Annotated in this window: 15 protein-coding genes; 12 read left to right on the top strand and 3 right to left on the bottom strand. The window is 38.9% G+C overall.

Annotated elements, in window-relative coordinates:
• Positions 1 to 609 precede the first annotated feature (609 nt).
• From IGI79_RS10390 to rhaM, 8 genes are all read left to right on the top strand, one after another.
• A complete protein-coding gene (locus IGI79_RS10390) occupies positions 610 to 3435 on the top strand; it encodes an LPXTG cell wall anchor domain-containing protein (RefSeq protein WP_195476047.1) in 2826 nt (941 codons plus the stop codon).
• A 384-nt stretch (positions 3436 to 3819) separates the two neighbouring features.
• A complete protein-coding gene (locus IGI79_RS10385; RefSeq protein ID WP_065096788.1) occupies positions 3820 to 4452 on the top strand; it encodes a response regulator transcription factor in 633 nt (210 codons plus the stop codon).
• Positions 4453 to 5583 (top strand): sensor histidine kinase, encoded by a 1131-nt coding sequence (locus IGI79_RS10380; protein ID WP_195274318.1) that lies wholly within the window; start codon positions 4453 to 4455, stop codon positions 5581 to 5583. It begins immediately after the preceding gene.
• Positions 5584 to 5648: 65 nt separating this feature from the next.
• Positions 5649 to 6584 (top strand): ABC transporter ATP-binding protein, encoded by a 936-nt coding sequence (locus IGI79_RS10375; protein WP_108143591.1) that lies wholly within the window; start codon positions 5649 to 5651, stop codon positions 6582 to 6584.
• Between the two features lie 11 nt (positions 6585 to 6595).
• On the top strand, positions 6596 to 7696 hold the full coding sequence (locus IGI79_RS10370; RefSeq protein WP_195274320.1) for an ABC transporter permease: 1101 nt from the start codon (positions 6596 to 6598) through the stop codon (positions 7694 to 7696).
• The gene (locus IGI79_RS10365; RefSeq protein ID WP_195274322.1) at positions 7696 to 8826 is read left to right on the top strand and encodes an ABC transporter permease; all 1131 of its coding nucleotides are present in this window, start codon (positions 7696 to 7698) and stop codon (positions 8824 to 8826) included. The genes IGI79_RS10370 and IGI79_RS10365 overlap by 1 nt, the downstream gene beginning before the upstream one ends.
• A gap of 264 nt (positions 8827 to 9090) precedes the next feature.
• Positions 9091 to 10161 carry a hypothetical protein gene (locus IGI79_RS10360; protein WP_195274324.1) on the top strand — a complete coding sequence of 357 codons (1071 nt, stop codon included), beginning with the start codon at positions 9091 to 9093 and terminating at the stop codon, positions 10159 to 10161.
• A gap of 397 nt (positions 10162 to 10558) precedes the next feature.
• Positions 10559 to 10882, top strand: a complete 324-nt coding sequence (gene rhaM / locus IGI79_RS10355; RefSeq protein WP_019723905.1) for an L-rhamnose mutarotase — start codon at positions 10559 to 10561, stop codon at positions 10880 to 10882.
• Positions 10883 to 10955: 73 nt separating this feature from the next.
• On the opposite strand, the gene IGI79_RS10350 is transcribed toward rhaM, so the two are convergent.
• Positions 10956 to 12896 carry an ABC-F family ATP-binding cassette domain-containing protein gene (locus tag IGI79_RS10350; protein WP_195274326.1) on the bottom strand — a complete coding sequence of 647 codons (1941 nt, stop codon included), beginning with the start codon at positions 12894 to 12896 and terminating at the stop codon, positions 10956 to 10958.
• 215 nt (positions 12897 to 13111) lie between these two features.
• Between IGI79_RS10350 and IGI79_RS10345 the strand changes: the two genes are divergently transcribed.
• Both IGI79_RS10345 and IGI79_RS10340 read left to right on the top strand, forming a co-directional pair.
• Positions 13112 to 13768 carry a redox-sensing transcriptional repressor Rex gene (locus IGI79_RS10345; protein ID WP_010734798.1) on the top strand — a complete coding sequence of 219 codons (657 nt, stop codon included), beginning with the start codon at positions 13112 to 13114 and terminating at the stop codon, positions 13766 to 13768.
• A gap of 252 nt (positions 13769 to 14020) precedes the next feature.
• Positions 14021 to 16264 (top strand): ATP-binding cassette domain-containing protein, encoded by a 2244-nt coding sequence (locus IGI79_RS10340; RefSeq protein ID WP_195274328.1) that lies wholly within the window; start codon positions 14021 to 14023, stop codon positions 16262 to 16264.
• A gap of 51 nt (positions 16265 to 16315) precedes the next feature.
• Here the strand turns inward: IGI79_RS10340 and IGI79_RS10335 are convergent, their stop codons facing one another.
• Positions 16316 to 16666, bottom strand: coding sequence for a thioredoxin family protein (locus IGI79_RS10335; protein WP_065096783.1), 351 nt, complete (start codon positions 16664 to 16666; stop codon positions 16316 to 16318).
• 278 nt (positions 16667 to 16944) lie between these two features.
• Between IGI79_RS10335 and IGI79_RS10330 the strand changes: the two genes are divergently transcribed.
• Both IGI79_RS10330 and IGI79_RS10325 read left to right on the top strand, forming a co-directional pair.
• Positions 16945 to 17868 carry a permease gene (locus tag IGI79_RS10330; protein WP_195274330.1) on the top strand — a complete coding sequence of 308 codons (924 nt, stop codon included), beginning with the start codon at positions 16945 to 16947 and terminating at the stop codon, positions 17866 to 17868.
• A 10-nt stretch (positions 17869 to 17878) separates the two neighbouring features.
• On the top strand, positions 17879 to 18718 hold the full coding sequence (locus IGI79_RS10325; RefSeq protein WP_065096781.1) for a TIGR03943 family putative permease subunit: 840 nt from the start codon (positions 17879 to 17881) through the stop codon (positions 18716 to 18718).
• A 158-nt stretch (positions 18719 to 18876) separates the two neighbouring features.
• Here IGI79_RS10325 and IGI79_RS10320 read toward each other — a convergent pair whose 3' ends face one another.
• A complete protein-coding gene (locus IGI79_RS10320) occupies positions 18877 to 19350 on the bottom strand; it encodes a threonine/serine exporter family protein (protein ID WP_010734803.1) in 474 nt (157 codons plus the stop codon).
• Positions 19351 to 19356: the final 6 nt, after the last annotated feature.

The following is a 19356-nucleotide window of genomic DNA, read 5'->3' as shown; positions in this document are numbered from 1 at the left end:
TCTTTTTTTCTTATTTTTGTCAGTTAAAAGATCCGAAAATACTATCAAAATAAAATAACAAAATAAAATTGTTTGTTTTATGATTGATCGAATCATCATTCATGGTGGTTATCGGACACCTTCGCTTTTGATTGCCTGAGTTAACAATGATTAACCTTATCATTTTATGAGGAGTAAAATTTACAATGTGCAAGTTGGCGGTTGTTTTTTCTATTTTTAGGAAACATTATAATTATCATTCTATGAAACGAAGTAAGAGATCGACAAATTAGTAATTAAACTGGAAGCCGTTAAGAAGATGTTGAAAGTTCTCTCGATTCAGAGAGGGACATACTTTTATTTTAGTGGAAAATAAAAAAGATTTTTTTTACATAACAATGTTTTAATATCTTGTGTTTCCTTATTGGTAAAAAAGTAATAACAAGAAGTTTCATGAAGTAAACATGAACTTTCATATCATAAATAAAAAAACATTTAGTTATAATATAATTAGAGTTCTCTAATTATAGGTGCTTCTTAGATAGTAAAAAAGTTCATTTATCAAATTTTTTATGAGATAATTTGTACATAAATTAAAATATGGTTAGAGAATGAAGGGCGGACATATTTATGATTAAACTGAACAAGAAAAAACTTATTGCAAATATACTTTTAAGTTCAATGGTGTTAACGCAAACAGTACCGACTTTTGCAAACGTTTTAGAAGATATTGATCCAGTAAGACATACAGTGATTGAAGAAGAGCCAATAGACGAAGAAAAAGAAAGCTTTGATGATGAAATCATAAATGAAAAAGTGTCTTCCGAGGAAGTCGTGGTTCTGGAGGATGATCGTCATGTGGTGGTAACTGAAGAAGACGACCATGTAACACTCGAGACAACCGATCAACTGGTTGAAGCGCAACAGACAGTGATGGAAGAAATGGAAGAGCAAAACGAAACAATCGTTGAATCGTACTTTTCTGGAGCAGGTGATGGTTCTCTCACCTCGCCCTTCCAAATCACCACTGAAGCTGAATTGAATGAAATGCGAAATGATCTCGCGGCGCATTACCAATTGATGAATGATATTACACTCACTTCAGATTGGATACCTGTTGGATATGGGACAACTTTAGCAACAAAATTTACTGGAAGTTTTACAGCTGAACCTGGAACAGTGATCCGTAATATGATAGTGAATGCTGGGGTACAACTTGGGGATCTGCATAATCGTGGATTCTTCGGTGTGACAGATGGTGCAAAGATTTCTGGGATCACATTAGAAAATCCTCGGGTTGTGGGAGGGCTCTACGGAAATAACGTTGGGGGATTGATTGGTCAAATCAATGACCTATCTAAAGGACCAACGACCGTCACTGATTCTACTGTTATTGGTGGAAGTATTGAAGCAAGTGGGAATAACATTGGTGGACTAGTTGGTTATATGGCGAATACTGTCGCAGGTACTACGATTGCGCGCTCATCTTCTTCAGCAACGATAACAGTTAATGCCAATCCTTACATGTATCCTCAAGCTGTTGGGGGGCTGATCGGAGTAAATGGAAATACAGTTGTAGATAGTTATGCCACAGGAAATGTCACAGCGAATACCACCAATACTGGAGGACTAATTGGTCTGAATAGCTGGGGTAAAGTCAGTCGCTCGTATGCTACTGGGAATATTGACAGCCCGGAAAGTGAAAACGTGGGAGGGTTGATTGGTGGACACGACTTCTACAGTACAGTAGTCGATTCCTATGCGACAGGCGATGTCATTGGGAGAACGAACGTCGGAGGATTTATCGGGGCCATTCATCCTTATGCGATTGAAGTAGCACGCAACTATAGTACAGGACATGTAACTGGCATTGAAGCTGTTGGCGGTTTTGTCGGTAATGCCGGCTCTCTAACAATCAAAAACAGTTATGGGATGGGGGATGTCACTGGAGAATCCGATGTCGATCATTTCGGTTTAGGTGGAACGAATATCAATAATTACTACTATAATAACTCTGAAGCTTTATACGGCGGGGTTCCAGTTGGCGGTCAAGTGATCGAAGATGTCATTGAACCTTTAGATGTCATTGAATTGCGCACGCAAGCGACTTATGAATCAAATGGTTGGGATTTCGGTAGTACTTGGGTGTGGGATACTGCGACAAATTATCCGAAGCTAGGACTAGGTAACGAGATGGATACTTTACCGATCAATGCGTTAGGAGAAACGCTTCAAGTGCCATATGGTGGAGCAGAAACAAAGATTCCACTTACTGATGTCTTTTCTTTATTCGGACGTGGTGGAAACCCAGATGATTATCTTTTTGAGACAAATGCGGATGGGGTAAGCATTTCAGCCGATGGTATGGATTTGATTTTGGAAATTTCTAGTGTTGGGATTTATGAAGTGACTGCTACACCAATCAGTCGTATCACTACATTAGAACCTGGACAGAATTGGAATAAAGCGATGATTGAAGTGACTCCGGCTGAGATCATTCTAGAAAAAGGGACAGTTTTTGCTCGTTCATTCAATGGAACGACTGAAATTGATCATTTCGATATGCCGACGTTAACTGGGTTGGCACCTGGAGATGAGGTGATTTGGCAAGAATCAAGTTTCCAATATACGAATAGTGCTGCTGGAACGAATACGATCGAAGGAGCGAACTGGACCATTGATTGGGGCACGGTTAACCTTTCCAACTATGAGGTTACCGGCTTACCGACTATTGGAAATCATGAGTATCTGGTCACAGATATCTTTGATGTCGAAGCAATCACCAAAGCAGCCGGTGCATTTCTGAGAATAGATGAGGAATTAGCAAAACAAAATAATACCCATGAAGTGATCACGATTGCGGGTACTGCGCTTCTCCATCATGACGATACCCCAGATACACCAGGCGAACACTGGTACCATGACCATGCGGAAGAATTGCTGCAAGATGTGACCTACCTGATTTACGACACAGATCCACAAGCCAATCCGCTTGCGCGAGTCGTTGCATACGCAGATGGTGTACCAGCAGTAGATGGCGTATTTTTGGGATTGAGTGCAAACACAACGTATTGGATCACTGCGATTTCAGACGAGAGTACCAACTTTTTACAAGGGGAAGAGTCTGAACCCATTATGCTTACTACAGCGCAGTCGGGAGGTAATGGCGGAGATACCGGTGGAAACACGGGGGGCACTGGGAATACTGGAAATGGTGGGAATAACATCAGCGCTCCTTCTGGCAACAATCAGTTAGGAAACAATCAAACCGGCACGACTCCAATTGGTGGAAGTGGTAGTGGCAGTGTGGCGACAAATGTTGCATCAACAAGAAATAATGGCAGAGACAGCAATCTACCTAAAACTGGCGAAGTAGCTAGTGCATTCGCATTACTTGGTTTTGGAGCGATAGGCACAGCTTTAGCTAGCTGGCTGAAACGTAAAAAAAATAATTAAGCGATGACATAAAGATTGAGCTAATTGTGTATAGCGTCAAGAAATATTTCTATGAACCTAGAATTTATTTTTCGGATTTTTAGGTTTTGGACTATTTCTGAGAACTAACATGATTGTCTCAATCTTTTTTCCGTTGATTAAAAATGGATAGGGAAGATCAGTGAGTAGTCATCCTACAGACAAACGCCGACTACGGACTCAAACTTCTATTTGCTGATTCTTTCGAGTATACTATAAAGAAAGATCAAGTATGAGAGTCAAAAGAAACGAACTCATCAAAAAGATAACAAATGCGCAGGCTACTTTCGTAAGTAGCAGCCAACACTTTTTGATTTGTTTGCTTGTTACTCCTATTTGCTTAAAATAAAAAAATGGAGAATCACTATGACAAATATTTTATTAGTAGATGATAGTGCACTGATCACAAGCGGCTTAAAAATTATTTTAGAAAGTACAATAGATTTTCAAGTAGTGGGTATTTGTCATGATGGGCGCACAGCCATTGATTTTTGCGAAAAAAATCAAGTAGATATCGTATTGATGGATGTCCGAATGCCAGGGATGGATGGCGTCACCGCTACGAAACAGATTACGGAAGAATACCAGATACCTGTCATCATTTTAACTACGTTTGATGAAGATCGTTACATAGAAGAAGGGATACGTAATGGTGCGAGTGGTTATCTGCTGAAAACGACTCCTCCTGAAGCGGTGATTCAAGCAATCAAAAGTGTGTTACAAGGACAAACGATTCTTTCGAAAGAAGTCCTTGTGAAGGCAACGCAACAATCAGATAACAAGAATCAGCAAGAAGCAGATCTCTCCTTATTGACGGAGCGAGAGCAAGAAATTGCCTACTTAGTCGCAAAAGGAATGACGAATAAAGTGATTGCACAAACACTATTTTTAAGTGAAGGAACTGTCCATAACAATCTTTCAATGATTTTAAAAAAACTGAACTTGGATCATCGTACTCAATTAGCGATCTATGTTCTCACGGGTGAGGTCATGACGTAGATGCAAGCAATCAAATTATCGATCAACTTACTATCGATCATTGGTTTGATCGGACTGGTGGTCTATCAAACATCTTCCATCATTTTGATGGTTATCATTAGTTTAAGCATGTTGTGGTTGACCTTTTTTTTCTTAGGAGAAAGTTTTCAAAAATATCGACCGTGGTTTGTTACTTTGCAATTGATTATTGTTCTATTGAGTTTGATTTTTGTCGAACAAGCAATTTTTCTATTGCCACTTTCCTTGATGCAAGGTTATTTTTGCTTGCAAAAGTCATGGATACTTTTATTTGTAGCCTTAGTCAGTTATAGTGTTGGCAGCTTTTTTCTCTCTTCCTCACTTTATTTTCTCTTTGTACTATGGGTCAGTGGGATGATCAGTATCGTTTGGGCTGCGGAAAAAATGATGAAACAGCAAGAAGAATTAACTGCTTCTTCCGATTATTTACGGATAGAACGAAACAAGTTATCAAAACTCTTTTCACAAAGCACTTTGAATGCTGAAGCGATGCAAAAAGAAGCAACATTAGTAGAAAGACAACGTATCATCCATGAAATCCATGACCATCTTGGACACGACTTAACGAGTAGTTTGATCCAAATTGAAGCGGCGAAGGTCATCAATCGAGAACAACCGGAACAAGCGCATCAATTATTGAGCCAATCTGCTGATCGTTTAAGAAAGTCGATCAACGAAGTCCGAAATGTGTTACATGACGAGCAACCAAAGAATGAAACCTTGAATATCAATAAAGTAAAGGCAGAACTCCAACGTTTCTCCGAGGCTCACCAGATTATTGTGGATTTCCAATATAGCGGTTCTTTAGATAAAATCAGTCGCTTTCATTGGCAGGTATTGGCGGCGAATTTGAAAGAATTCTTGACGAATACGCTGAAATATAGTGAAGCTTCTACGGTGACGGTGCGCCTACATGTGTATCAAAAATTTTTACGATTTGAATCGAAGAACAATGGAAAAAGGGCATTGGACTATCGTAAAGGTCTTGGGATCGTAGGAATGGAAGAGCGAACGGCAATGTTGAATGGTAAATTGTTGATCGATGGAACGAATGGATTTCACGTCACCACGATTTTACCTTTTGATGAAGAACATGAGATTTCTAATTCGTAAGTCATGAGAAACTGTACTATTGCAGCTTCTCTTTTTTTTATAAAATAAAGGAAAGGAGTGATTAAATGAATATACTGAGCGTGCAAAAATTGACTAAAAAATTTGGGCAGAAAATTGCTGTGGACGGTGTGTCATTTGAAGTACCTGAAGGAACGATTTTAGGGTTGTTAGGACCAAATGGCGCAGGAAAGTCAACCGTTATCAATATGATTACTGGTTTATTGAATAAGACATCTGGAACGGTTCAGTTGTTTTCAGAAGAGATGACCGAGGGAAAAAGAGAGCTTAGGCGAAATTTAGGGGTAGTTCCGCAAGAGTTAGCGATTTATTATGATTTGTCTGCTGAAGAAAATGTCCGCTTTTTTTGCGGGCTTTATGGAATCAGGGGAGAAGAACTAAAAAAGAATGTGGAAGATGCATTGAAAACGGTTGATTTGTACGAACGAAGAAAAGAGCGCCCGAGTGCGTTTTCTGGTGGGATGCAACGACGATTGAATATTGCAATGGCGATTGCCCATCGGCCTGCTTTACTGATCATGGATGAACCTACGGTAGGGATCGATCCACAATCTAGAAATTATATTTTAGATGCAATTGAAAATATGAAAGAAAATGGTACAACGATCATCTATACGAGTCACTATATGGAAGAAGTCGCACGTTTGGCAGATGAAATCGTCATTATTGATAAAGGACAAGTGATTGCTATCGGTAGTGAGGAAGAATTAGTGAATCTCGTCACGGATAAAATCAATCTCCAAATCACTGTAGAGAATCCAGAGGCATTGGATATAGAAGAAATCAATACTATCAATGGAGTCATCAATGTTTCACTCGACAAACAACAAGTACAGATCGTGACGGTGCTTGAAAGCAAATTATTGAATCAAATATTAATGATACTGATCAAGCAAGAAGTTAGAGTAGTCGATGTACTGCAACAAGCTCCAGATTTAGAAACCGTTTTTCTTAGTTTGACTGGACGTAATCTACGTGATTAGGAGGAGTGAGTATGAATGAAAAAATAATTATCCGTACCCTGATACAAAACTTTCGTGAGAAATCCAATTACATTTATTATCTTGCTTTTCCGATCACGTTGATGTTTATTCTAGGGGCAGTCCTCCAAGGTGTATTCAATAATGATATAACCTCTGATATGGAGCCATTGACGGTGCAATATCAAGTAGAAGATCAAGAAGTTCGTGAGATATTCCAGCAAGTGACTTCTTTTACTGAAGGTGCTATTCATTTTGAAGAAGTGGCAAACGAAAAAGAAGGATTAGCGAATATAAGACAACAAGAAGCGGACGCTTACTTGCACTTTTCAGATCATGTCGAGGTGCAGAGTCGGGAATTGTCCAATGTAGAAAAAACAATCCTACAAAGCTATCTAGTAGAAATCGTACAGGAAATCAAACGACAAAGTTTCATTATGGAACAGCACTTGCCACCAACTACTGGCCTAGTTTCAGCAGAGCAGTTTACAGATGCGATCGTCGTCGATCAAGAAAATCAACGAGAAACCGCATCTTCCTACCAATACTATGCGATTGCCATGACCAGTCTATTTGTTTTATATTTTTCTGAAATTGGTCTGAGTATGTTTCGAGAGGCACGACAACATGGAACCGTGCAAAGAGAATTAATCACACCACTTGGCCGTAAAACAATCATTTTTTCGACATTTTTCGGTCACTTCTTCTTTGGGATGCTTGTGGTGTTGATCTTGATGCTCATCTCTCAATTTTTATTTGATGTTCCTTGGTATTTAAGGTTTGGCTTTTCTTATCTCAACTTAATCGCACTTATGGGCAGTTTTCTCGCACTCGGTTTATTTTTAGAAACCATTGGCGATCGTGATGAAAAAAGAATTGGTTCTGGCATTACCCAGATATTTATTCAACTCACTGGATTTTTAGGTGGTGCCTATTTTCCAACGAATGAAACAATGATGGGGTTCTCACCATTAGGTTGGGTCTTAGCATCTGTCAGAGAAAGTTTGTGGACCGACAATCCCTTGCAATGGTTAGGTATCTATGGGAATTTTGGGTTATTGTTTGTTTTACTCATGTCGTCAGTCGTCATTTTAGATAAAAGGGAGGTATTCTAATGAGAGATATCGTTTGGATCGTTAGAGAACGGTTGGTTCTTTGGAAAAATCGACCATTGCAAATCTTGTTTCTTTTAGGAATTCCTTTCTTGAGTGTCGTCCTTTATCTTTTTGCTTATGGAGATCAAGAAACGAATCTACTGACGGTAGGGGTAGTCGATCAAGATCGCTCATCCTATAGTGAATTGCTTATTGAAAGTTTGGCAAAACGAGTCAGCGTTCAGGAAATTGGTTCAGTAGAAGAAATCGATCAAGTTCTTTCACGGCAAAATGCGGTGGCAGTTATCACGATCCCTAAAGGCTACCAAGAAAATGTTTCTGAAAATACGAAAATTTCTCTCCGGACATTCCAAAAAGGAGAGTTGTTGGAGAATGTCGACCGGTTGATCCAACGTGCGTTAGCAGAAGTTTCTAGTATCCATTTGTTAGCAGAAGCTGGAGGGGAGAACGAACCGCTTGAACGCTTGAAAGAATCGACAGAAATCGAGATCAATCAAGTAGATCAAAGCACAACGACCGAACGAATGTCGGTGCAAATCGTTGGCTTTTTGTTGATGATGTTTCTTTTCCAAGCAGGTAATTTTGGAACAACGACGATTCAACAAGAACGACGAAATAAAATTTATACACGTTTGATGACGACTTCGGTAGCTAAAAGCACATATTTTATCGGGACAACGATCTTTGCGACATTGGCTATGCTGATCCAAGTGATTTTAGCTGTTGTCGTCATGACAAGTCTATTCAACATCGACCCTGGGTTAAGTGCTTTTGACTTGATGGGCCTACTAAGTCTATTTAGTTTACTAGCGGTAGGTTGGTCGATCGCGATTGGTGTGCTTGCCCCAAGTACAAGTGTGGCAGCAGCTCTACAAAGTATTTTGATCACCGTCACAAGTTTACTATCGGGTGCTTTGATCCCCCATGAGGTGATGCCAGAATTGATGCAGAACGTGTCGATGATTACTCCGCAATATTGGGTCTTGACGATTATCAAAAACCTTCAATCCGGACAAACATGGGGAGCTAACAGCAGGGAAGTGCTCATCTTGGTCATTTATATTCTATTCTTTCTAAGTTTGGCGATATATGGATATACGAGAAGAACGAGGCAAGAAGTATATAGCTGAGCAAAAAAGCGTGAAGCAATTCATGATGGATACACCAAATTAAAAGAAAAAAAGAGACCGGTACAGAAGTATTTAACCTCGAAAAATAAGGCGTCATCCACGGAATTTGTGTTTCAAATTTTTGTGGATGGCGCCTTGTTTTTGAAGAGGTTAAGTTCAATAAAAACGTCAAGTCTTTTTTTTGCATGTATAAGAAAAGAAAGGCGAACGAATCGATTTACAAACTGTATACTCATTTTATCAACAGAAACAAGGAGGAATATTATGGGAATCAGCCAACGTATCAGGAATATCTTTAGTCAAAATCAGGAATCAACCTTGACGATTGAAAATCAACAAACTTCTTTTAATGAATTTGACAAAACGGTCAAAGAAGAAGTAGAGAAAATTCTAAAACACCAGATACCTGACGGGGATTGGTCAAGTAAGGAAGCTGCCATCATTCGCCTCCAACAAGCAGAAAAAATTGCAATCAACTGCAAAGACAGTGGACAAAATGAGTTGACTAATCAAATAACTAAGTATTACGATAAAAAATTCTATGTATCGGATTATATACATTTATGGTTAAGTATCGATAAAGAAAAACTTGAGCAATTTAAACAACAGAAAAATCGAACAATCGATGCAAACGTCGATGCTAGTGTACTTACGAAATTAGTTCAGTCATTAGAAGAAACCGTTGATATACGAAAGGGAATCCTCCAGTTCTGCTTAAAGAACCCAAAGTACAATCGACTGCTGAAGGATGAGGTAAGAGAAGAAGTGAGCCACCGAGCGAAACCTAGCTTTTTTATGCTTGATCCGATGATTCAAGAATATTTGAAAGACATGGACAAGCAAGAAGCCGCTATTCCATCAACGAATGTTCAAGAAGATTCATTGACTAACCTGTCATCAGAGAGCGTATTAGAAAAAAATGATCATCTGAAACAAGAACAGGATGCTAGACGAGTGGGTGTATTGGAAACGGTGATGGTTCAAAATAGAAAAATGACCATCCTAGAAAAAAACAAAGAGCCCCAAGAATTAGGAACAGCGTCATCAAAAAATGATCAGAGTCAAAAAAAACAGTTATCATCAGTGCTAGATGCGAGCAAGAATAGCGCCAGACAAAAAAATAAGAAGGCTATTATCATCGCGAATAGGAAAGTAACCATTTATCAAAAGAAACAAAAATCAATGAATCATAGAAGAAGATTCGTCTTTATTCGGAACCAACTAAGAAAACTTAATTTCAGAAACCGAAAAAAAATAAGTTTCTTAAAGCAACAAGCAAAGGCAAGCAAGAAAGTAAGAAGTAGACGAACCGATTACTTTAACTACCTTAGATAAGGGGAAAACAAGGTGTAAAGTTTATCCTATGAAATGATTATTTTATTAGTAAGTAACTAAAGTACTTGGCATTTTACTTTTTCTTAATGAATTATCCTAACAAAAGACAAATATTATAGTGAAAATTCTTCAAACTTTTCTTCTATTCTATATACATACCAACCAACAACCCTATACTTTTTCATTTTTACTCCTCAAGTAAAAATAAACTCCTAGACCGCGGCCACCCACCGCGGTCGCTTTTTTGTTCTATGATGAATTCCTGTGAATCTGCCACCGTTATCCTTATTTTTTGCTATTGTAAACGCTTGCTTTAAATTGGAAAATAAAGAAGTAAGAACCAACAGATAATTGCTAGGGTCGAGCAGATCGAACAATCAGTGAAAGGGGAATAAAAATGATCAAAAAAGCAGTAAAAATGAAGTTGTACCCAGGATACGAAGCAGAGTACCTCAAAAGACACAATGAATTGTGGCCGGAGATGCGTGACATGTTGGCTGAACATGGTGCGCGCTCTTATTCGATTTTTCTTGATCCAGAAACAAATACTCTCTTTGGGTATCTAGAGATTGAAGATGAAGAAAAATGGCGCCATGTACCAGAAACAGCAATCAATCAAAAGTGGTGGGTGTTCATGGAAGATCTGATGGAAACAAATCCAGACCATTCTCCAGTAACTGTCGAATTGAAACATGTTTTCGATTTATATCAACAAGTCTAAAGTAAAACCGCTGAAAGCAGGATATAAAGCCAGCTTTCAGCGGTTTTACTTAAAAAGGATGACAGGAGCGAGTCTATTGATTATTTTCGATTTCTTCTAACTCAAGACTCAAGTTTTCCCATTCAGACAACTTTTCTTCTTGTAGTTGATGTGCTTCATCAAGCGCTTGATTTAATTCATTCAATTTGACATGATCATCTAATACAGCAGGAGAAACCATCTGTTGTTCGAGTTCATCCACTGTTTCTTCTAGTTGAGCCATATCTTCTTCGATTTGCGTGATTTTACGTTGCAAGCTCCGCATGATCTTTTGTTGCTCTTTGCTTTGGAAGTAAGTGGATTTGTTTGTTGAAGGCGTGCTGACCTCAGGTTGTTCAGCTGCTAACAGTTCCGCAATTTCTTCTTCCTCTTTTTTCTTTTCTAAATAATAATCATAGTCCCCCAAGTAGACTTTGCTTCCGCTTTCTGAGAGTTCAATGACTTTAGTGGCGATACGATTGATGAAGTAGCGGTCATGAGAGACAAAGAGTAGTGTCCCTTCATAGTCGATCAATGCGTTTTCCAACACTTCTTTATTGTCGATATCTAAGTGGTTGGTTGGCTCATCTAAAATCAAAAAGTTCTCTTGATTCATTGCTAGCTTAGCTAACGCGACACGTGCTTTTTCCCCACCACTTAAAAGAGGAATCGTTTTTTCAACATCTTCACCAGAAAACAAAAAAGCGCCTAAAATCGAACGGATATCTTTTTCTGGAACGGTTGGATGTTCATCCCACAATTCAGCTAGAATCGTTTTATTAGTGTGCAGTTCCGCTTGTCCTTGGTCGTAATAACCAATGCTGACATTCGTACCAAGTGTTTCTTTTCCACGGATGAAAGGCAGCTGTTGGATGATCGATTTTAGTAAAGTGGATTTGCCGATGCCATTTGGGCCCACTAATGCGATTGCTTCTTGACGACGGATATCCAAGTTGATTGGTTCAGATAAGATGGTGCCGTCATAGCCAATAGCGGCATCTTCTACTTGCAACACAACGTTTCCCGAAGGTTTCGCCACGTTGAAGAGAAAATGCGCTTGTTTCTCATCTCCTTGTGGACGGTCTAACCGTTCCATTTTTTCTAATGCCTTTCGACGACTTTGGGCACGTTTTGTCGTTGACGCACGGACAAGATTTCTGGCAACAAAATCTTCGAGTTTATTGATTTCTGTCTGTTGTTTTTCATAGGCTTTCCAATCAGAAGCTAATTGTTCAGCTTTCATATCTAAATATTTGGAATAATTTCCTTTATAGTGACGCATCTTTTTCCGACTCAGTTCATAAACCTCAGTCGCCACTTTATCCAAGAAATAACGGTCATGGGAGACAATCAGAAGGGCACCAGTATAACTTTGCAAATAGTTTTCCAACCAAGCGAGTGTTTCGATGTCCAAGTGGTTCGTTGGCTCATCCAGGATCAAGATATCTGGATGTTGTAAAAGCATCCTCGCTAAAGCTAATCTTGTTTTTTGACCACCAGATAACGTATCGATTCTTTGCTCGTAAAACGACGGATCAAATTTGAATCCATGCAATACAGAGCGAATTTCATTTTCATAACTATAGCCGTTCTTATTAGAAAAATCATGCTGCAATTTATCATATTCTTTCAAGAAGGATTGATAAGCCGGCGTGTCAGGGGTGCCTTCACTGATAAAAACTTCAAGGTCACGCATCCGCTGTTCCATCAAGCGCACTTCTTCAAATGCTTTTAGCATCTCATTCCAGACGGTTTCAGTGGAATCTAATCCTGTATCTTGGGCCAAATAACCAAGGGTAGCTGTTTTATTTTTTGCGATATTACCTACATCTGGAGCTTCGATGCCAGCAATGATTTTTAATAATGTCGATTTACCGGCGCCGTTACGTCCGACTAAAGCGATACGTGCGCCCGTTTGGATCTCTAAGTGGATATTTTCAAATAAAATCTCAGCGCCAAAATGGCGAGCGATTTGATTGGCTTGTAATAGTATCATCGAATCCTCTTTTCTACTTTGTGAATTATCCTAGAATTTCATGGACTTTTTCTATTGTAGTCTACCACAAATTCATAGTTACTGCGAGGTTCTGAGAAGCTAGGAAAATGAGAATAAGAATAAAAATTCACAATATACAAGCAACGAAATTGATTTTTTTGTGTAAGTACTGATATGATGTATAAATCGAGAAGAAATACAGTGGAGGTAATGAAGTGAAAGACCATGTAATTCCAAAGGCAACCGCAAAACGCCTGCCTTTATATTATCGTTATTTAAGAATCTTGAATAACGCCGGTAAGAAAAAAGTTTCATCAACTGAACTAAGTGAAGCAGTCCAAGTAGATAGTGCGACGATCCGTCGTGATTTTTCCTATTTCGGCGAACTAGGAAAACGTGGTTACGGTTATGATGTAGAGGACTTGATGCATTTCTTTGCAAAAACCTTGAATGATGACCAATTGACGAACGTTGCATTGATCGGGGTCGGTAATCTAGGAAGTGCCTTGTTGAAATATAAGTTTCACCAAAGTAATAGTATCCGTGTCAGCTGCGCTTTTGACGTAAATCCAGAAATCGTGGGTCGGATCGTTGATGGTATCCCCGTTTATCCAATGGATGACATGATCGAACAAATCAAGATCCAACAAATCGAAGTGGCAATCTTAACGATACCTGCCGAAAAAGCACAAGAAGTCGTGAATCGTTTGACAGAAGCTGGTGTCAAAGGGATATTGAACTTTACATCTGCTCGACTAAATGCACCATCCGAAGTATTGATCCAAAATGTCGATTTGACGAACGAGCTACAAACGTTGATTTACTTCTTGCATTCCGATGCGTCCTTGCATGAGCATGACGACAACGAATAAGCAGAAATAAAGAAAAGTTAAACGATCAATGACAAACTATTTTTCTATTCACTAGAAAAAATAGTTTGTTTTTTTATGATCTTTTTTAGGAATAGATAAAAATAAGTAATATTTTCCTTCATTGGCGTCTATTCAATTAGGAGGCTGATAGGTGAACAACTGAAAGCTTCGAAATTTATTATAGTGATACATTGTTTCTGTGTTATAATAATACTTCAATAAAAAAATCGAGGGAATACGGGAGGATCAGCAATGCAGGAATATATCAGGATACATAATGCCAGACAGAACAATCTAAAAGGGTTTGATTTACAAATCCCAAAAAGAAAGATCACGATTTTTACAGGTGTCTCCGGTTCGGGAAAATCTTCCATCGTTTTTGATACGATTGCCCAAGAAGCGGGAAGACAACTCAATGAAAATTTCTCTAAATTTGTGCAGAATTTCTTACCTAAGTATAGTCAGCCAGAAGCAGATGCCATCGACAATTTATCTATGGCTGTCGTTGTAGATCAAAGCCGTTTAGGTGGGAATTCACGTTCAACACTAGGAACGATCACAGATATCAACCCACTGATCCGCTTGCTTTTCTCTCGTATTGGCATTCCCCATTTAGGCCCCGCTTGGAATTTCTCATTCAATGATCCTCACGGCATGTGCCCAGCGTGTGAAGGGATTGGTCGGATCGTTGGATTAAATCTAGACAAAGCGTTAGATTTAGAAAAATCGTTGAATGAAGGAGCGATTTTACTTCCAGGCTACAAAGTCGGATCTTGGTTATTGAAGTCTTTCACGAACACAGGTTTTTTTGACAATGATAAGCCATTAAAGGATTATTCAACAGAAGAAATGGAAAAGTTCTTGTATGCTTCAGGAGAAAAAATCGATTCGTTGTATATGGAAGGGATGAGTTCGACCTATGAGGGATTAGTGGCACGTTTCAATCGTTCCAATATCAAAGGGGGCAATGAGAGCTCTGCCGCGACCCAGAAAAAAATCGCAGCGTTCATGGATGAACAAAGATGTCCAGAATGTCAGGGAAAACGATTCAATCAAAAGGTTTTGGGCTGCAAGATCAACGGATATTCAATCGCAGATTTCTTAGGGATGCAACTGGATGAACTATTAGAAATCTTACCGAGGATCACAGATGAAATGATCCAACCAGTGTTGAAAAATCTCCAATCACGACTACAAGATCTGATCAATATTGGGTTAGATTACGTTTCTTTAGATCGCGAGACAGCGACTTTATCTGGAGGAGAAAGCCAACGAGTGAAAATGGTCAAGCACTTATCTTCTAGTTTGAATGACGTCATTTATATCTTCGATGAGCCTAGTATTGGGTTGCATCCACGAGATGTTCATCGGTTAAATGAACTATTGATCAAATTGCGTGATAAAGGAAACACGGTCATTGTTGTAGAACATGATCCAGATGTCATCAAAGTAGCAGATCATATTATTGATGTTGGACCAAAAGCTGGAAAAAATGGTGGATACATCACTTATGAAGGTAGTTACGAAGGGTTACTAGTTTCAGATACATTAACTGGAAAAGCCTTTGGACAAATGACAGATTTCAAACAGGAACCAAGAAAAACAGACAAGTTTATTGAAACCTCAAAATCGACGTTGCATAACCTTAAAAATACTTCTCTCAGAGTACCATTAGGTGTTTTTACAGTGGTGACCGGAGTAGCTGGCTCAGGAAAAAGTAGTTTAGTTAACGGCGTATTTGCCAAAGAGTATCCGGAAGCAATCAATATCGATCAGTCTGCTGTTGCAGGGAATATTCGTTCCAACCCAGCGACTTATTCAGGGATCATGAACGATATCCGCAAGGTCTTCTCGTTGGAAAATAATGTTTCTGCCGGACTGTTCTCTTATAATTCAGAAGGGGCATGTGAAACGTGTAAAGGACATGGTCATATCAAAATGGAATTATCTTTTATGGATTCTGTAGAGGTCCTTTGCCAAGCCTGTGGTGGTAAACGATTCAAAGAAGAAGTTTACCAATACAAATTAAAAGAGAAATCGATCGATGAAGTATTAGCGATGAGTGTGACTGAAGCGGTGGCATTTTTTGAAGAAAAATCGATTCAACGAAAACTGAAACAAATTTTAGAAGTAGGGCTAGGATATATGACGTTGGGACAACCGTTAAATACATTGTCAGGAGGAGAATGTCAACGGTTGAAACTGGCGAAAGAATTAAGTAAAAAAGGCAATATCTACATTATGGACGAACCAACAACCGGTTTACACATGGCAGATATCAAGAGTATCTTAGAAATCATCGAGCGGTTGGTCAATAAAGGCAATACGGTCATCGTCATTGAACATAACCTGGAAATCATGAAGGCGGCAGATTGGTTGATCGATGTGGGGATCGATGGCGGGATTCGTGGTGGCGAGATCCTTTACGAAGGAATACCAGAAAAAATCAGTACTTGTGAACAGTCGATCACCGCTCATTATTTAACGGGTGTTTAACTAAAAAGAAGTACCAGTCATTTGTTTGCAGAAATGACTGGTACTTCTTTTTTATTGATCGAATAAAGTATCGTAGCTGACTTGATTGCTTGATTCATTTAATTGATCTAAACGTTTTGTCAGTTGTTCAAATTGAATAAAGCGGGCTTGTCGCTCGACTTCTTTTCCAAAATGGAAGAGCAAGATCACTGGTGCAGTAAATGCTTGGAATGTGCCAGCTACTTCCGGCATCTCGAAGGCATCTAAATGATACGCTGGGAAAGTATAATGAGTCAATAATTGTTCCAATTTTGGCACTACTGCATGACAAACACTACAATTGGGTGTAGAAATCGCAAGCACGACAGTCGGTTCTTCTTGGATAGTTTTTAAGACTTCAGTTAAATCATGGGTTTCTTTCATGGTGATAACTCCTTAAGGTTGCTTTTAGCACATCGCTAATTCGATGGTGAAAAAGTATTCAGTCGTATACAAATAGAAAATAGGCAAATGACTCTCTTCTTTTTACCTGAATCTTCATCTTAGCTGTGCTAAAAGTAAATCCTTATGACGGAGATGTCAATAAAAAAGCTTTTTTTGATTTCTTAAACTTATGAAAAAAATTTAAGCTTTCTTGTATTTTATTGAAGAAAAGCGTATATTGATGGGCGAATGAAGTTCAAATGACAAGGAGAAATTATATGTTTTCGTTTATTCCAAATTCGGTATTGCAGATGGGAACGATTTTTTTATCGATCGTTATCGAAGCCTTGCCGTTTGTTTTATTGGGATGTATCATCTCAGGTGCTTTACAAGTATTTTTGACCCCCGAACGTGTCAAACGGTGGTTACCTAAAAATCGCTTTTTATCGATTATTGTTGGGTCTATTTTAGGTTTTTTCTTTCCTTCATGTGAATGTGGGATCGTCCCAATCGTTCATCAGTTTGTAAAAAAAGGGGTTCCTGTTCACACAGCATTTGCGTTTATGCTCACTGCGCCAATCATTAATCCAGTCGTGATCTTTTCAACTTTTATTGCATTTGGCAATACTTGGAAAATGGCGGGACTGCGTATGTTAGGAAGTTTTATTGTCGCACTGATCGTAGGTGTCTGGTTGGCCTATATCCAAAAAGGCACAATCTTGAAGTCTTCAATTGATTCAGCGATGGTTGAGCCTAACTCCCATACACATGAGCATGAGGAAGTGGAAGCAATCGCACCACAGAAATGGGGACATCGAATCCTCCATGTCTTGACTCACTCGATTGATGAGTTCTTCGATACGGGCCGTTATTTGATCATTGGTGGTTTGATTGCTGCAGGGATGCAAACCTATTTACCTACGAGAGTGATGTTGACGTTAGGTTCGACAAAGCTATTAGCCATTTTGATCATGCTAGTATTGGCATTCACGATGTCTCTTTGTTCCGAGGCGGATGCGTTTATTGGTTCCTCTTTGTTAAGTCTTTTTGGAACAGCGCCAGTTGTTGCTTTCTTAGTTTTTGGACCAATGGTGGATATCAAAAACCTATTGATGATGAAACGTTACTTCAACACACGCTTCATCGTTTCGTTGATCGGGCTGATTGCCTTAAGTGTTATCGGCTTTACACTATTTATTTAGGAGGAGAATCATGCTGCGATTTTTGATTTTATCTGGTTATTTTGAAATGATGATGTATCTTCAAGTTTCAGGGCGTTTAGATCAATACATCAATGTCCATTATCGTTATTTGGCAGTATTATCCATGATTTTATCTGCCTTACTAGCCTTAGTTCAGTTGTATCTTTGGGTAAAAGCAGATGGGAAAAAAGGAGTCCATGAGTCCCATGATTCTCACGATCACGGATTATCAAAACCGTATCAGCGTTGGATTGCTTATCTCTTATTAGCCTTGCCGATCGTTGTAGGAACACTGTTTCCGACAGTTAGTTTAAACACAACGATCGTGGAAGCGAAAGGGTTCAACTTTCCACTAAGCAAAGAATCTGTCGGTGATCCACAAGTGCAAACGCAATATTTGAAACCAGATACGAGTATTTATTTCAATAAATCCGACTATCAAGATCAAATGAATGAGTTAAAAGATAAATACGAAGATGAACAAACGATTGCGATCACAGACGATAATTATTTAGAGATCATGGAATTGATCTACAACTACCCAAGCGAATTCATTGGTAAGAAAGTCTCTTATGAAGGCTTTATCTACCAGTCGAAAAATGACAAGGCTACTGATACCTTTCTCTTTCGATTTGGGATCATCCACTGTGTTGCTGATTCCGGGGTCTTTGGATTGTTGACGCATCTGCCAGAAGGAATGACTGTGAAAAATGATGACTGGTACAAAGTCGAAGGAACGATCCAAACCGATTTTTATCAACCTTTCAAGCGAGAGATTCCTTCAGTCGTAGTGACGAAAGTAGAAAAAATCACTGCTCCTGAAAATCAATATGTATATCGTGCATTTTAAATGAACGAAATAAAGTTGTAGTCATGTACAACACAAATAAAAAAGTAATAAGAGATGAAACTCGTAAGAATTTCATCTCTTATCACTTTTTTTATTAAAGCTTGCAAGAATCCCACAGTATGATTGCTCTGTACAAAAAAGATTAAAGCGAGAAACGCTCATTTTTTCTTTCTTCTCTTCAATACAATCGCTTCACGTTTCAGTTTAAAACTACGGATATTGTGGTTGAATACTTCTGATATCACTAGACCTAAGGCAATCGCTCCAGCAATCATGATCGCTTGAACCGTGAAAAATGCCGCATCTTGATAAGCGCCTGTCACTAAACTGCGAACAGCTTGATAGGCTAAGCCTCCAGGAACCAGTGGTACCATACCGGGGATATTGAAAATCGTGACGGGCATTTTTAGTTGTTTAGAAAAAAGATCACTAGCAAAAGCAACGCCTAATGAACCTAGTAATGAACCTAAAGCTGCACCGCCACCCATAGCTAGACACAACCAATAGATCATCCAACCTACGGCACCAGCTAAACCACACCAAACTAAGGCTTTCCTTGGCACATTAGTGATGATTGCAAAGGCAGCGGTCGCTAAAAAGCTAAAAGAAAATTGAATCAATACATGCCACATGGCTAA

This window comes from Enterococcus sp. AZ084 (assembly GCF_051714905.1).
Taxonomy (GTDB): Bacteria; Bacillota; Bacilli; order Lactobacillales; family Enterococcaceae; genus Enterococcus_B; species Enterococcus_B pernyi.
Note: the sequence above shows the minus strand (reverse complement) of the source record. Positions and strands in the feature narration are given on the sequence as shown.